At 33.7% G+C, this 15,990-nt stretch carries 10 protein-coding genes; 6 read left to right on the forward strand and 4 right to left on the reverse strand.

The genetic code is table 11. The features are described from left to right. Window positions 1-20 precede the first annotated feature (20 nt). The gene (locus OQ292_RS26510; protein WP_284687325.1) at window positions 21-2,390 is read right to left on the reverse strand and encodes an ABC transporter permease; all 2,370 of its coding nucleotides are present in this window, start codon (window positions 2,388-2,390) and stop codon (window positions 21-23) included. Between the two features lie 98 nt (window positions 2,391-2,488). Then, window positions 2,489-4,858, reverse strand: a complete 2,370-nt coding sequence (locus OQ292_RS26515; protein WP_284687326.1) for an ABC transporter permease — start codon at window positions 4,856-4,858, stop codon at window positions 2,489-2,491. Between the two features lie 374 nt (window positions 4,859-5,232). Here OQ292_RS26515 and OQ292_RS26520 point away from each other — a divergent pair, with 374 nt between their 5' ends. From OQ292_RS26520 to OQ292_RS26540, 5 genes are all read left to right on the forward strand, one after another. Further along, complete coding sequence (locus OQ292_RS26520) at window positions 5,233-6,570, forward strand: Gfo/Idh/MocA family protein (protein ID WP_284687327.1); 1,338 nt, start codon at window positions 5,233-5,235, stop codon at window positions 6,568-6,570. 21 nt (window positions 6,571-6,591) lie between these two features. Then, entirely contained in the window at window positions 6,592-7,356 is a 765-nt protein-coding gene (locus OQ292_RS26525; protein ID WP_284687328.1) for a 3-keto-disaccharide hydrolase, read from the forward strand. A gap of 281 nt (window positions 7,357-7,637) precedes the next feature. Beyond that, on the forward strand, window positions 7,638-8,144 hold the full coding sequence (locus tag OQ292_RS26530; protein ID WP_284687329.1) for a hypothetical protein: 507 nt from the start codon (window positions 7,638-7,640) through the stop codon (window positions 8,142-8,144). Window positions 8,145-8,229: 85 nt separating this feature from the next. After that, complete coding sequence (locus OQ292_RS26535) at window positions 8,230-8,484, forward strand: hypothetical protein (RefSeq protein WP_284687330.1); 255 nt, start codon at window positions 8,230-8,232, stop codon at window positions 8,482-8,484. Between the two features lie 21 nt (window positions 8,485-8,505). Further along, window positions 8,506-9,483 (forward strand): S41 family peptidase, encoded by a 978-nt coding sequence (locus tag OQ292_RS26540; RefSeq protein WP_284687331.1) that lies wholly within the window; start codon window positions 8,506-8,508, stop codon window positions 9,481-9,483. Window positions 9,484-9,529: 46 nt separating this feature from the next. On the opposite strand, the gene OQ292_RS26545 is transcribed toward OQ292_RS26540, so the two are convergent. Next, window positions 9,530-10,405 carry a mechanosensitive ion channel family protein gene (locus OQ292_RS26545; protein ID WP_284687332.1) on the reverse strand — a complete coding sequence of 292 codons (876 nt, stop codon included), beginning with the start codon at window positions 10,403-10,405 and terminating at the stop codon, window positions 9,530-9,532. Between the two features lie 416 nt (window positions 10,406-10,821). Between OQ292_RS26545 and OQ292_RS26550 the strand changes: the two genes are divergently transcribed. After that, on the forward strand, window positions 10,822-11,601 hold the full coding sequence (locus OQ292_RS26550; RefSeq protein WP_284687333.1) for a hypothetical protein: 780 nt from the start codon (window positions 10,822-10,824) through the stop codon (window positions 11,599-11,601). Window positions 11,602-11,688: 87 nt separating this feature from the next. Here OQ292_RS26550 and OQ292_RS26555 read toward each other — a convergent pair whose 3' ends face one another. Further along, complete coding sequence (locus tag OQ292_RS26555; protein WP_284687334.1) at window positions 11,689-15,786, reverse strand: two-component regulator propeller domain-containing protein; 4,098 nt, start codon at window positions 15,784-15,786, stop codon at window positions 11,689-11,691. Between the last annotated feature and the right edge of the window lie 204 nt (window positions 15,787-15,990).

Here is a 15,990-nt window from a genome sequence, read left to right on the forward strand (position 1 = left end):
ATCAGTTAAAGTTTATGTTTTTATTCATCCCTTAAACTATCAACCGGATTAACAGTAGCCGCTTTAATAATTCTGCTACCCATAGCAAACAATGCAATTGTTAAAATTAACAGAGTAGGCAAAGAATACAACCACCATTTTACTTCTATGCGATAGGCAAAACCACTAAGCCATTCGGTAATAAAGTAGTTGGCAACAGGAATAGCGATTACAAAAGAGATAAGAATGAGTTTGAAATATTCTTTAGAAAGTAGATAGAAGATATTGAATACAGATGCGCCAACTACCTTTCTAATACCAATTTCTTTGGTTCTTCTGTTAGCGGCGAATGAAGCCAAACCGAGCAAACCAAGCGCAGCAATTACAATGGCGACCACCGTAAAAAATTGGAACATTCTGGCAGTTTGCACCTCGTCTTTGTATAAATTGTTAAAGGCTTCGTCTAAGAAATTGTATTCAAAGGGATAGTCTGGAATAAACTCTTTATAAGTGGTTTCTACTTGAGTAAGCATGTCTGAAACATTGGCTTGTTTATCAATTTTCAAATACATCTTTGGTCCTCTGTGAAAGAATCCAGACGAAGTATCTTTTGCGACAATGATAGACAAAGGATTAATATCGTACTGCATAGAAGCATAATTGAAATCTTTCACCACACCTATCAACCTATTTTCTTCTCCCATTAAAGATAGATTGGATCCCATAAGTGTATCTGGTATTTGCATTACTTCCATCGCTTTCTCGTTCAAAACCACATCGCCATCCCTAATCTCCTGAAAGGGGGGAATTGCCCATTCTATTTCGAGGGTCGAAAAGAAGTTTTCATCAGCCGACATACCATGAATTTGTACTTCTTCGTCAGTAACTGGTGAGTTGGTAAAAGCTACCCATGTGCCATCTTTGTAAATGGTATTGGTTGCAGTAGCCACAGAGTTAATGCCATTGAGCTCAGAAATAGTATGTTTTAAACTAGGGTATTTCTTTCCAGCATCTTTATGAATATTTACTACCAGTAATTGATCTTTGGAGAGTCCGGTATTTTGCTCTTTTAAGTAATTTACTTGATACTGAATGATGAGACTAAAGCAAATGAGTACAGTTGATGCCGCAAATTGGAAAACCGTCATGTATTTTCTTACAACAGTGCCAGTCGCTTTCTTTCCTTTTCCACCTTTAAGGATGCTAATTGTATTAAATTTTGAAAGTACAATTGCCGGATAAATGCTGCCTAAAACTAAACAAAGGATGAATAAGGAAGCAATAACGGTTAAAAACTGGCTGCTAAAAGCGAAAGAACTATCGAATTCTAGATCGAGACCACTTATAAAACCTGCAATTGTGAGGTGTAATAACAAAAATCCCAAGGCAAATGCGAAGGTATTGATTACCGCAGACTCAAATAAAAACTGAAATATGAGAGTGCTTCTTTTTGCGCCAATAACTTTTCTTATGCCTGTTTCTTTAGATCGGGTTGTAGCCTGTGCAGTTACTAGATTGGTATAATTCATTATGGCCAATAATAATATTACAATGCCAGTGCATAGAAAAGCCACAAGGTATTTAGATGTTGCTGGGTTGTCTTTAATATACATTCCATCGAATGGACTTAAAAAGAATTTACTATCATCATCAAATGCTTTTTTATCGGTAATTACTTTTGCCATGGCTTCATTAAAAGCATCTATATCTTCTAGTTCTGGTATGTACAGGTATGTTTGAAATGCACCTAGTCTTGGTAAATTATCTTCAAATAGGTTTTGCTTATTCTTGTCAAGTGATGGGAAACTGCTAATAGGAGCAAGTAAATCGAATTTCATAGAAGAATTCGAAGGCAAGTTCTCCAACACACCAGTTACTTCGAATGCATACTCTGAGTTATAGTAGAGTGTTTTGCCAAGCGGATTTTTATCTCCAAAGTATTTTTTAGCTGTGCTCTCGGTAAGTACAATGGTATTTGGTCTGCTTAGCGCTGTTTTAGTATCTCCATATTTTAGTTTAAAACTAAAAATACTAAGTATTTCAGGGTCGGTAAATTTAAATCTGTTTTCAAAGTAAATCTCATCATTCTCTGTGCTTATGGTGCTTTTATCATCATAGAAATAGCGGACAAAACCTTTTACTTCTGGAATTTCATTTTTCATGATTGGACCAAAAGCTGGCGAAAGCGCACTCAGATAAATATCAGTACCGCCATAATTCATTTTGCCTTTTACCTGATAAATATCTTGCCTGTTGGTATGAAAACTGTCGAAACTGTATTCGTGTGTTACATGCATAAACACCAATAAGCTGGCAGCAATACCGATGGCCAAACCAAAAACATTGATAAAAGAAATGAACCCGTTTTTAACGAAGTTTCTTCTGATAATTTTTATGTAGTTCCAGAGCATATTATGATTGATTTTACTAACCTGAAATTTCTCAAGAAAAGGTGGTAAAACCTAAAACTTTGCAGCTAACTGCTGGCATTTTGCAGGGAAGTGAATTTCTATTCATCCTTTAAAGTTTCTACTGGGTTTACAATTGCAGCTTTTATAATTCTACCTCCAATTGCCAATAAAGCTATACCCGTAATTAATAAGCCAGGCAAGGCATATAGCCACCAGTGTAATGCAATTTTATAAGCAAATTCATTTAGCCATTCGGAGATAAAATAATTAGCTATTGGAACCGCAATAACAAATGCGATAAAGATCATTTTAAAATATTCTTTAGAAAGTAAATAGAAGATGCTTACCAAAGAAGCACCAACCACTTTTCTTATACCAATTTCTTTGGTGCGTTTATTTATGGCAAATGAAGCTAACCCAAATAAACCTAATGCAGCAATTACTATAGCAACTATTGTAAAGAGTTGAAATATGCTGGCAGTTTGTTCTTCTCTTTTATAGAGTTTATCGTAAGCATCATCTAAAAAATAATACTCAAATGGATGGGATGGAATAAAGGTTTTAATGATGTTTTTTGCCTCTGAAATAACATCTGAAACTTTAGCATCTTTGGCTATTCTTAAATAAGTATAAGCGCCATTTTTTATCAAATACTGAGATGTATCATTTTGGATATGTATGACTAAAGGAGAAATTTCTGAATCTAATTTCATAAAATTAAAATCCTTAACTATTCCTGTTAGCATAGCTGATTCGCCCAGTATTGCAAAATTACCTCCTATATCGGTCTTATTTGCACCAAGCATTTCAAATGCCCTTTCATTGATTATCACATTGTTGTGTTGGAGTGGAAGTGTTGGTTTACTAATCCAATTTATATCTAATGTATTAAAAAAGTTTTCATCTGTAATTAAAGAATTGAGCCCCAACATTTCAGAATTATAAGGCGATTGTACAAACATTAAACCTCCATTACTTTTATAAATGGGAGTCCTCGAAGTTGAAGTAGATAAAACTCCATTTAGATTAGATATCTCATGTTTTAAAGTTTGATAACTTTTTCCTATTTCACTATGGATATTGAGTACCAAAACTTGGTCTTTAGTGAGTCCGGTATTTTGTTCGTGTAGATAATTTACCTGATACTGTATAACAAGACTAAAACATATGAGCACAATAGAAGCTATAAACTGAAATAGAGTTAAAAATTTCCTGACTGCTACTCCGCTAGCTTGCTTTCCAATGCCACTTTTAATAAGGTTAATGCTATTGAATTTTGAAAGGATAAAAGCTGGATATATACTCCCTGATATCAAACATACACTAAATGCTATACATAGTACCAGTATAAAATCGCTATTGTAAATATAGTCGCTGTTAAATGGCAAGTCGAGTACATTAATAAATACTGAAAGTGAGAGATGTAAAAGAATAATTCCAACAGCGAATGCAAGAAAATTCATTGTGACAGCCTCAAACAAAAACTGAAAAAATAGTGTAAACCGCTTAGCGCCAATCACTTTTCTTATACCAGTTTCTTTAGCTCTCAGTGTTGCTTGAGAAGTTACTAGGTTAGTGTAGTTAGTTATTGCCAGTAAAAGGATTACAAACCCAGTGCACAGAAAAGCGAGAATGTATTTTTTACTTGCCTGGTTATCTTTAAAAAAGATCGATTTTAAAGGATGGAATTTGATTTGTTTATTTTCAACATCAAAATTATACTTTGCTAATACATCATGTATGTGGGTTTCAACTTTAGCTAAGTTTTCATTTTCTGGGATATAGAGGTATGTATAAAGCATCCCATAGTCTTCAATTTCTTGATTAATGATATTCCGCTTATTCTCATCCATATAATTGTAGCTGCTTAGCGGAGCAATAAAATTAAATTGGATAGTAGAGTTGGTAGGAGGGTTTTCTAAAATACCTGTGATTTCAAACGGATATTGGGAATCGAGATAGACTATTTCTCCTATTGGGTTTTTATCTCTAAAATATTTTTGAGCTGCTTTCTCTGTAATTAAAACAGTATTGGGTTTAGTGAGTGCAGAAATACCATCACCTGCTTTAAGATTGAAATTAAAAACATCTAAAAATGCTGGATCAGTAAAAATGAAATTCTCTTCATTAAAGAAAGTATTGTTATCGAAAGTAATTGTATTTGTACCGTTTTGACCAATTCGCACATAATCACTTACTTCTGGAATACTCGTTTTAAATAATGGACCAAACCCAGCGGAGAATACGGGGATCATACCAGTAGCTTCACCCAAATTTATCTCTAATTCTAATTTATAGATTTTGTCTGCTTTTTCATGAAAACTATCGTATTGGTATTCATGCGTAACATACATAAAAACCAATAAGCTAGTGGCAATGCCTGTTGCCAAGCCAAATACATTTACGAAAGAGATATAGCTGTATTTAAAGAAATTTCTTTTAAAAACTTTGATGTAGTTCCAGAGCATTCGACTTTATTTTTCCTGAAATATTACTCAAAAAAGGAGTGATTACTAAAACTTTGCAGTTAAATGAGGGTATTTTGCAGGGAGGTGAATTTCATATGATGTTATTGAATTATAATCTATTTAGGTGATTAAATTTAAATTGTTTTACTTAAAATGGATGAATACTATTTTAAGACTCCAATAAATCCATTTGATCTAATATTCAGATAAATCTTTTTGAAAGCTCTGATATTGGGAGTAATTTACAATGAAATACCGGCCAGTAGCAACAAAGTACTTTACAGATCACATTAATATTAAAACAGCCAAATAATGCTGTTTTCTCACAAATTAGTAAAATCATACGCTTACATATAATAGAAAAATATTTGACTATGAAGAAAAACAGACGTCTGTTTGTAAAAAAATTAGGCTTGGCCGGAGCAGGAGTAGCAGCAGGGACTAGTTTATTTGCACAAGAAAAACAAACAATCAATATTCTTAAACGACCTTATCACAGAGTATCATCAGATGTGATAAATTATGGTTGGATTGGTGCCGGAGGTATGGGCAATGCTAATATAAATACTCTACTTAAACACGAAGGTGTAAAAGTTACCGCAGTTTGTGATTTGTATCAGGGTAGACTCAACGATGCAAAAAAACTTCTTGGTGATGATATATTCACTACGATGGATTACAAAGAACTTTTGAAGCGCAAAGATATTGATGCTGTAGTAATTGCTACTCCAGATCACTGGCACTTGCCTATTTCTATGGATGCTTTAAAAGCTGGTAAACATGTTTATTGCGAAAAACCAGTGGTACATTCAGTAGATCAAGGGCTTAAATTAATTGATGCTTGGAAGAAATCTGGAAAGATTTACATGGTTGGTAGCCAAGGTATGTCTTCTTTAGGTAATGAAAAAGCCAGAGAATTACTAGAAGCTGGTGCTATTGGAGATATTAACTATGCAGAAGGTTTCTGGGCAAGACACTCACCAACGGGAGCTTGGCAATATCCTATTCCGGCAGATGCTAGCGAAAAAACAGTTGATTGGAAAAAGTTTATATCTAATACTACTGAGCGACCATTTGATCCTATGCGTTTTTTCAGATGGAGAAACTATCTAGATTATGGTACAGGCATGTCTGGCGATTTATTCGTACACCTTTTCTCAAGCTTACATTTTGTAACAAACTCTTTAGGGCCTAATGAAGTAAGTGCTACTGGTGGGCTTCGCTATTGGAAAGATGGCAGAGAAGTGCCAGATGTTTTACTAGGTATGTTCCAGTATCCTGATTCTGAGCAGCATCCCGGATTTAACCTATCTCTACGCTGTAATTTTGTAGATGGCACTAGTGGTTCTACTTATTTAAAAATTGTAGGCAGTGAGGGTTCAATGGATATTACTTGGAATGATGTAACTGTAAAAAGAGCTAAAATCTCTGACGATGATCCTTACGCTAAGCAAAATAATGCTGAAGGCGGAATGAGTGATAGAAAGAAGATTTTACCTCCAAGAGAAATAGTTTACCGAGCAGAAGAAGGATACAAAGGTGCACATTACGATCACCACGGTAATTTGTTAAATGCAATTAGAACTGGTGGAACAGTAGCAGAAGACCCAATTTTTGCATTTAGAGCAGCAGCACCAGCCTTGCTTTGTAACGATAGTTATTTCCAGAATAAGTTTATCAAATGGGACCCTGTAAACATGAAAGTTCTTTAATTAATTTTAAATATTTATTGAATGTACACTACTTTAAAAAAACAAACTTTAGCAATCCTCATTTTGCTATCGGGTATTGTGGCCTGTAGCAAAACAACCGACACTACAACTAATGAAGAAACTCCAACAGATAGTACCGAAACTACTGCAAGTACAGAATCTGAATGGGTATATTTATTTGATGGTACAAGCTTAGATGGTTGGAGAGCATTTAATGGCGATACATTACCAGAAAACTGGATTATAGAAGACGGAGCTTTAAAATCTCTTGGACAAGGAGGTGGTTTAGGTGGCGACATTGTTTACGCCGACAAAGAATATGGTGAGTTTGAACTTGCCCTTGAATGGAAAATAAGTGAAGGTGGAAACAGTGGCGTTTTTTATCATATTGTTGAAGATGAGAAATACCATAGCCCATACGAAAATGCACCTGAATATCAAGTAATTGACGATATCGGGTTTCCTCAAAAGTTGGCTGATTGGCAACAATTAGGCGCAGACTATGGCATGTACATAGCTGATTCGGTTAAAAAGAAAGACTTGGTTAAAAAAGCAGGCGAGTGGAATACTTCTAGAATTAAGTTTACCAACGAAAAGGCTGAGTACTTTTTAAATGGTGAAAAAATGTTAGAATTTGAACCTTGGTCTGCAGACTGGGAAAAAAGAAAAACAGAAGGTAAATGGAAAGACTATCCTGATTATGGAATTGCTAAAACTGGTTTAATAGGTTTGCAAGATCACGGAAGTTTTATCTGGTTTAAAAATATTAAGATTAAAGAATTATAAAATTAAAATACCACTAAAATTGATTAAAACCTGTATTCTTAATTGAGTGCAGGTTTTTGTTTTTATAGATAAAAGGCGATTTAAACAGTTAACACCCATTTTTTTGTAAAAAAGTTTTGCCCCCACATAAATATTTATACCTTTATATGATTAGAATTCTACTCCAATTACCAAACATGCTGGGCTTGTCAAGTTCAATATAAGCGCATGAAATAAATCACAACTCTGATCTAATAACCAAGCCTGCTGGCTACTTTTTCAATCAATTATTTAAATTTCAGATGAAGCTATTATTGCCCTCAAAAATTTGTTTAGGATTACTATTTTTAAATTTTGCGCTCTTCGCTCAAGAAAGCATAGTACCATCAGAGGCTTCTCCATTTACTGCTGTAGAGTGGGAAGCAGATAAACCCATGGTTCAGGTTGAAGGTGAATGGTATTACTTTGAAAAGTTAGACGATATATCTAAAGATGAAATTCTTGCCTATTGTAAAGAAAAATATCCTGATAAGTGGCAAAAACGATTTTCTGAAGATTTGATAGAAGTACTTGAGGGGATGAATTACCAACCTGAGGTAAAAGTAACATTGGCATTGAATAAAGATGGTAAAACAGCAGAGTACCAAGGAGTACTTACTTCTGAGAATCGCAAAAAAGTGAGGACTTATAACTATGGTGGTGTTTATAAAGAAAAGCCTAAAATGATAACAGGAGTTTTATCAAAAGATAAAATAGTAGAAGATTTAGCTTATTTAGAATTCAACTTTACAAGAAATATCTTCTTATAATGGATTAAATGGGTATGATTATCAAGAAGCATTTCAGGAGTTTAAAGCATCTGCACCAGAAGAAATTTTAGTAAAAGATTTTGGCGTGTTTTTAACCAAAACTATTGGAGAAATTGGCGATAGGCATTCAGGTATTAGAAATTATCCATTAGAAAATAATCTTTATCTACCATTTGTTACTGCTCCATTAGAAGATAAAGTAGTAGCTGTTAATTTTAATAGAGAAAGTAGATCATATGTACCATATTATGCTAATTATCCTTATTTAAAGTCAATCAATGGAATAGAGATAGTAGAATTTATAAAAGACGCTCAACCTGAAGAAATCAAAGCACCTTAGGTAGCCTATTTCCACAGAGCAGTGAGAGATCTTTATAAAATTGGAGAGAATTATTTACTGAAAGGATTGGACATACCAGAACAGTTTAATTTCACATTTTCAGATGGAGTTAAAGATACAGTTATTACAAATTTATCATTATCCGAAAAAGGCCAATCGTTTTGGTATGATGAGCTTACTTCGAAAAGGTTATACTATGAACGTAAAATAAATGATATAGAAGTTGCTCAAAAGTTTTTTTCTATTGATGATAGTAACATTGGCTACATGTATATTCCATCAATGTTTGGTTCGAAAGAGGCGCCTACATATTATAATGTATTCCATAAATTTATGGATGATGCAAAATCTACGAAGGCCATAATTTTCGATATAAGAAATAATGGGGGAGGTTTGCGTGATTTAATATTTGATATAGCAGGTTACATAGTACATCCAGATTCTATATATGTAGTAAATGTAACTCAGCCCCGAGCAACACAACCTTTATCTGCTTACTGGAAATATGGATTAAATTATAAGCATTTATATGCGTACAATCAGCTTGATGCAGAAGAGCAAGAAGTAGTAGATAAGTTTAAGAAAACTTTTAAACCAGTTTACGATTTACCAGAAGATAAATATGGTGAATTTCATTATGCTATTTTTAATGGTAAAAAACTTTCTCAAGACAAGTATTTCTATAATAAACCAATCTATATTTTAGCGAATGAAAGAAGCTTTAGTGCAGCTTCTGTAATGGCTGCAGTATTTAAAGGTTTACCTAATGTATATTTAGTAGGAGAAACTACAGATGCTTCTAGCGGTCATAGTAAAACATTTTATTTACCAAATTCAAATGTAAAAGTAAGAATTAGTACCATGGTTTCTTTTCAGAAAGATGGAAAACCATTCGATGGTTATGGTACCGAACCAGATATAAGAATTACAAGAGATTTAGATCAAGTGCTTTGGAAAGAAGACACCCAGCTTAACAAGCTCAAAACAATGATTAAATGATAAGCTAATACAGCATAAAATCTGGTAGTAATTTTACTACTAGATTTTAGCTGTAATTATTTAAATCCCTAGCATCAGAAAGATAGATTTTTTGAGAAGGTTTGGCTAGCTCAACATTACTTTCTTTTTTAAACCTTTCTTGAATAGCACGCTGCACATCGAACATCATACCCATACCATCTGGTAAATCTTTCGCCCAAAGCGGCACACGAAAATTTATTACGAAGTTATCGAAGCTTAGTACCTCTACATTCACCAAAGGCACTCCTTGTTCTTTTTCTAGCTCAGTTCTAAAATCTAATAATTTAGGGTGTTTCAATACTTCTTCTTTAATAATTCGTTCGGCGGTAGCAATATCAGAATCGTAACTGATACCCACAAACATGAATTTGTTTACCCGAGGGTCAACAATTGTCCAGTTGATAATGGGTTCAGAAGTAATCCAAGAATTGGGATAAATATGCCTTTTATTTTCGAGTCCTCTCACTACTGTATGTCTTAAGGTTATGTCTTCTACAGTACCTATTTCTCCATTTACCTTTACAATATCATCTACCCTAAATGGCCTGAAAATAATAATGAAAATGCCACTTATAATATCAGAAAAGGCTTTTTGTGAAGCAAAACCTAAAAATGCAGCAAAAATACTGGCCCCAGCAAAAATACCAACAGCTATAGATCGAAAGGTGGGAATCGAAAAGATTACACCTATAATTACTATGGTAAAAGTGAGGAAATCAACGGTGTTACCAACAAATTTCATCTTTGTTTTATTGCTGGTGTTTTCCATCTTATCAATAAACCGATTTAAAAAAAGTTTAATGAATTTGTTGATGAAAACCCCGAGTAATACCATAAGAAGTATTTGCGCAGTAATGCTATAAACCTCTTCGGGAAACAAAGACTTTATATATTCTATCATAGAATTAGCAAAAAATAAAATTAAGGTACCATTGAAATACAGACCAAACGGTATGTCTAAGTATTGCTGTTTTGGAAAGGTTTTACAGTATTGGTTATGCTACTGCTTTACTAAATTTTGCAATTAATCATGTGAATTAATTACAAACTTAACATGTATATTTTTACCTGACTAATTATTGATGGTTCAAAAACAAAATCAATATTTTCTCTATCAGACAGGCTTTCCAATTATAACAAGATTAGCTTCATCATTGTTTGTGGGGATGAGCTTTTGAATCTTAAGAATTCGGCCTTTTTATTATCAATTTACGCTTTTTTGGCTATTTTTTGATAGTTAAAAATGCAATGTAAATTTGAGGTGTAGGTTTATGAAGTATATAATCTATTTATTAATACCTAAATGTAAAATTGATAATGAACAAATTTCTATCATTTTTAACACTAATAATATTTGCTACTGGATGTTCTTTTTTGACCTCTACTTCAGAAGGATACGAAAATGTAGAAAGTCAAGTAAATGCAATTGCTATTGGTGATTTTGACAAAGCAATAACATATTTTGATATTGACTTATCGGATACTACTCAAGTTAATCATCTTAAAAGTGAAATTCCCAAAATTCAAAAAGTAATTACTGAAAACTTCGGGACTGAATTTGATTTATCATTTTCTAAATCTGATAAAAGTTACAAGTTTTCAACTAATGAGGAGGCATCAGTTGAGCCTCTAAAAATCAAGGTACAGATTAAAGATGATAAACATTTTGGAATTATTGAGGCAACTATTAATGAACAAAATAATAAGGTTCAATATATTAACCTTCTCAATTACAAAGAGAAAATACCTTCTTATCTTTTAATTTATATTGCTGCAGTTATTGCATTGTGTGTGGCAATGTTGAATGTTATTGCAATTAATAGAATTCGTAAAAGTAGTTTGAAAAAAAAGTGGCTGAAAATGTTAGGTGTAATCATTTTTAATGTGCCAGCTATAACAATAACAGCCCTTGGACATTTCAGTCTGAACCTTTCATTTCAGGTATTATTTGGTATAGGTTTCAGTGCAACTGGAATTGATGAAACGCTAGTGACATTTGGAATACCAATAGGATCTATAGTAACACTTATAAAGGTGAAAAAAAGAGAACAAAATAGAATAACAGATGACAAACTTAAAACAGAGGTTGAGTCATAAATAAGTCTGAGAGCAAAAAGAGTTTGAGACATATTTAATAAGAGAAATTTGCTATTGAAAATAAGTCAATTGGATAGACTTTTAATTTCACAGCTTCTCTTGAGCCTTAAACTCCTGTGCATATTCAGACGGATTCATGTTGTAAATCTTGTGGAATGAATCTCTAAAATATCTGGTGCTGCTAAAGCCCACTTCGTAAGCTACTTGGGAGATAGACATTTTATTCAATTTAATTAGCTCAGCCGCTTTTTTAACTCGTATCGAGCGAATAAACTCCGATGAAGATTCGCCTGTGAGTTGTTTAATTTTTCTATAAAGTGTCGCCTTACTCACACATAATTCGTCTTTTAGTTGGTCTATTCCAAAGTCAGAAGTAAGCAAGTTACTCTCAACAATCTGGATAGCCTTATCAAGAAACTCTTTATCTGCCGAATCTATGTTTTCGTCGATTGGAGCGAGCAAGATTCTAGAAGTGTAGTAGTCGTGCAATTTGCTAATGTTGCGCACCAAAGTTCCGATTTTTGCCTGCAGCAATTCCGGATTAAATGGTTTGGTAATATAGTCGTCTGCACCAATGGTAATACCTTCAAGTTTATGCAAATCGTCTGCTCTGGCGGTGAGCAACACTACAGGTATATGTAAGGTGCTTCTTTCAGTTTTTAGCTTTTTGCAAAGTTCAATGCCATCCATCCCCGGCATCATAATATCACTTATAATAATAGTAGGCAATTTGGCTTTGGCTACATGAAAACCCTCTTCACCATCGGCAGCTTCCAACACTTTAAACGATTGGATAAACAGCGATTTAATGTAAGTCCTAATATCATGATTATCTTCAATAATCAGCAAAGTGTGTTTATGAGCCTTGTTTGCATCATGCTCTTCATGGAATTCTGCCAACTCATATTCTACCTTCGGACTGAGGTTATAATGCTGTGGATGCTCACTATCTGCATTGGTTTTTATTAGTTGATCTTCAGAAAAATGACTAGCACCTAATTTGAACTTCAAGATAAATTCGGTGCCTTTGTCTTTGATACTTTTTACATTAATCTGACCTTTGTGTAATTCTACTAAATCTTTGACCAAAGCTAATCCAATTCCAGAACCTTTAATATGGATGGTTTCGGCTTCTACAATCTGGTAGTATCTATTAAAAATCTGATCGAGGTATTCTGCAGAAATACCTTTCCCATTATCAGTAATGTGTATTTCACAACAGTCTGGGTTATCTAAAGATGTCTTTTTTATCTCAATGGAGATTTTACCTTCTGGCGAAGTGTATTTAAATGCATTAGAAATGAGGTTATAAAGTATGGTTTCGAAATGCATTTGGTTAAACCACAATTTTAAGCTTTCAACTTCTGAGTGAAACTCAAAAGTGATGTTTTGCAATTTGGCAAGCTCAAAAAACGCATGATGAATCTCATAAGTAAATTTCACCAAATCGTTTTCAGTCACTTTAAGATTTACATTGCCAGTTTCAACTTTTCTAAACTCAATTACTTGGTTAATTAAGTTGTGCAATCTATATGCATGGTTGTAGATTGAAAGTAACTTGTTTTTTATACTGCCAGAAATATCTTGATTTCTAATAACCTGTTCCAGCGGACTAATAATAAGTGTAAGAGGAGTTCTAAACTCATGAGAAATGTTGGTAAAGAAATTCATCTTGAGGTTATAAATCTCAGAGAGTTTTTTCTTTTCAACTTGTTCGAGCTCAATCTTACGCTCCATTCTAAACTTATTCAACCTGTATTGCTGGCTTAGGTAAATGATAGAACCAATAATTAAGGTGTAAATCAAATAAGCCCACCAGGTTTTCCAGAAGGGTGGGAGTACCGTAATTTTTAAAACCGTTTCGTCAGACCAGTTTTTACTATCTAGCGATGCTTTTACTTTAAAAAAATATTCACCGCTTGGTAGTTTTGCATAAGTTACTTTTCTATCATTACCTAAATAATTCCAGTGGTTTTCTATACCTTCTAGCTTGTAGGAGTAATGAACTTTAGATGGATTTGGTAGATAAATGGCTGCAAATGACAGAGAAAAAACAGATTGGTTATTCTGTAAAGTAATATGATCGATATTAGCCATACTACTATCAATATCTGCTTTTGTATAAGCTGTATTGTCTTCAGGTTTAAGTGCTTTGTTAAAAACACTAACTTCTTCAATAATTACTTTGGTGGTAATTTCCTGCTTAAATTTCTCATGCGGATTAAAGAACACCAATCCTTCCACGCAACCAAAATATAAATTGCCATTTTTAGAAGCTAATACAGAGCCATCTGAAAAAGCCAATGAAGGCAGACCGTCATTGGTATTGTAATTAATAAACTCTTCTGTATCGATATCAAATTTTGAAATACCTTTGTTGGAAGAAAGCCAGATTGTATTTCTTTCGGCAATTTTAACACTGTGTACAATATTATTTGAGAGTCCTTTTTTCTCATCAAATATTTCTATTGTCTCTTTTGTAGGGTCAAATTTTACTAAGCCTGTTCGATAAGTTCCCAGCCAAAGATTACCATCAGAATCTTCATCTATCGAAAAAATAGAGTTTTCTTTACGAATATCATTTTCAATGTTGAACTGCTTAAAATCGCCATTTACGAAAAGGAAAAGACCATCTTCAAATGTGCCAATCCACAATCTGTTTTTGCTGTCGATAAAGAGCGAGCGGATATCATTTCCTTTTAGGTTGCTATTATCATAGTTGTATTGGGTAAATTTGCCTGTTTCCTTGTCCAGAACATTTAATCCACCTTGGTTGGTACCTATCCAAATTTTACCAGATTTATCTTGTAGAATGGTTCTTACATCATTCCCCCCAATAGAATTTGGATCGTTTTCGTCGTGTTTATACCACTTAAAAGTATTTGTTTGAGGCATATAGCGGTTAAGCCCGCCAGTGTAGGTTCCAAACCATAAATCGCCTTCATTATCTTTATAGGCACATAAAATGGCATCGTCGCTTAGGCTGCCATTATCCGAATAGTAAGTAAATGTATTTGTTTTGGGGTTATATACATTTAAACCTCCACCATCTGTACCAATCCAGATATTACCTTCATCATCTTCGGTAAGTCCCCAAACTTTTTTGTGCTTGAGCGTATTCTTAGAAAAATGATTTTTCTGTATGGTTTTAAAGAAAGCTTTTTCGTAACTGAGGTAATTTATACCATCGTTGTGCGTACCCACCCACAAACCAGCATTGGCATCGCTAAAAATTCTAGTTACAGATCGGTAACTTAAAGAGCCGGGCGTTTCACTATCTTTAAAATGATCGAACTCATAACCATTAGAATCAAAAGAATTGATGTATAGCTTATATAAGCCAGATTGCTCTGTGCCAATCCACATGTGTCCTTTGCCATCATTATACAGGTCAAGAATTCTCTTGTCCATTTCAAAATTTGGGGCTATAGTAATTTTCCGCAGAATATTTCTGGATACATCGTAGTGAAAAGTGCCATAGCCAAAAGTACCCACCCAGATGTTTCTGTTTCCATCAATTTCAATGGATTTAATGTGGTCAACCTTTATGCCCTCTTCGCTTCTTTCTATTAGTTTTAGTGTATTTTGCTTTCTGTCTATCACAAATAGGCCGTTCCAAGTGGCAACAACCATAAACTGAGGGCTGTATTCTATAATATCGTTAATGGAATATTTTTCATCATTAAAGATATTAATGGTAGCACCTTCGGCAGTAAAAAAGACTTTTTGGAGATACTGTTTTTCTTCTGAGTATTTTTTGAGGCCGCGAGATGTGCCAACCCATATGGTAGAATCTTTGGTTTGGTAGATTTTAGAAACCTGTTCGTTTTCTGTGTATGGAATTCTTGTAAATTGGTTTTTCTCTGCATCGTACAGGTTGAGCCCTTCTTTTGTACCTACCCAAATTCGACCTTGGTTGTCTCTTAACAACGTACCAATCGAGTTATTACTAATAGATGAGGTATCTGCGGGGTCGTTTCTGTAAACCACCATCTCATAGCCATTGTATTTATTTAGCCCATCGTCTGTACCAATCCAGATATAGCCATCATTATCTTGTAAAATATCTATAATATATGAGTTGGAAAGGCCATCGTTAAATGAGATGTATTGAAAATTAGTCTTTGTACTTTGGGCAAAGACTAAGGTGGGTAAGAGTAGTATGGATAGTAGTAGTAGCTTCAACAGAAACCTCCTCGTAGCTGATTAAACATCCGACAAACATATAAAGATATTTTCATTTCTATATTTATTATTAGTGAATAGTAATGAGTTTATCTGTGCTTATTAAATGTTGTAGCCGGATGAAAAATTCATTTTATTATTTAATAATTTTTAAACTGGATTACAAAGATATACTTTCTTAATCTATGAGTATTCTTAGGGTAG

This window comes from Chondrinema litorale (genome assembly GCF_026250525.1).
GTDB classification, from domain to species: Bacteria; Bacteroidota; Bacteroidia; order Cytophagales; family Flammeovirgaceae; genus Chondrinema; species Chondrinema litorale.

Coding starts and splice junctions, on each gene's coding strand:
- OQ292_RS26520 (WP_284687327.1), top strand. CDS start 5,233: ATGAAGAAAAACAGACGTCTGTTTGTAAAAAAATTAGGCTTGGCCGGA.
- OQ292_RS26525 (WP_284687328.1), top strand. CDS start 6,592: ATGTACACTACTTTAAAAAAACAAACTTTAGCAATCCTCATTTTGCTA.
- OQ292_RS26515 (WP_284687326.1), bottom strand. CDS start 4,858: ATGCTCTGGAACTACATCAAAGTTTTTAAAAGAAATTTCTTTAAATAC.
- OQ292_RS26530 (WP_284687329.1), top strand. CDS start 7,638: ATGAAGCTATTATTGCCCTCAAAAATTTGTTTAGGATTACTATTTTTA.
- OQ292_RS26550 (WP_284687333.1), top strand. CDS start 10,822: ATGAACAAATTTCTATCATTTTTAACACTAATAATATTTGCTACTGGA.
- OQ292_RS26510 (WP_284687325.1), bottom strand. CDS start 2,390: ATGCTCTGGAACTACATAAAAATTATCAGAAGAAACTTCGTTAAAAAC.
- OQ292_RS26545 (WP_284687332.1), bottom strand. CDS start 10,405: ATGATAGAATATATAAAGTCTTTGTTTCCCGAAGAGGTTTATAGCATT.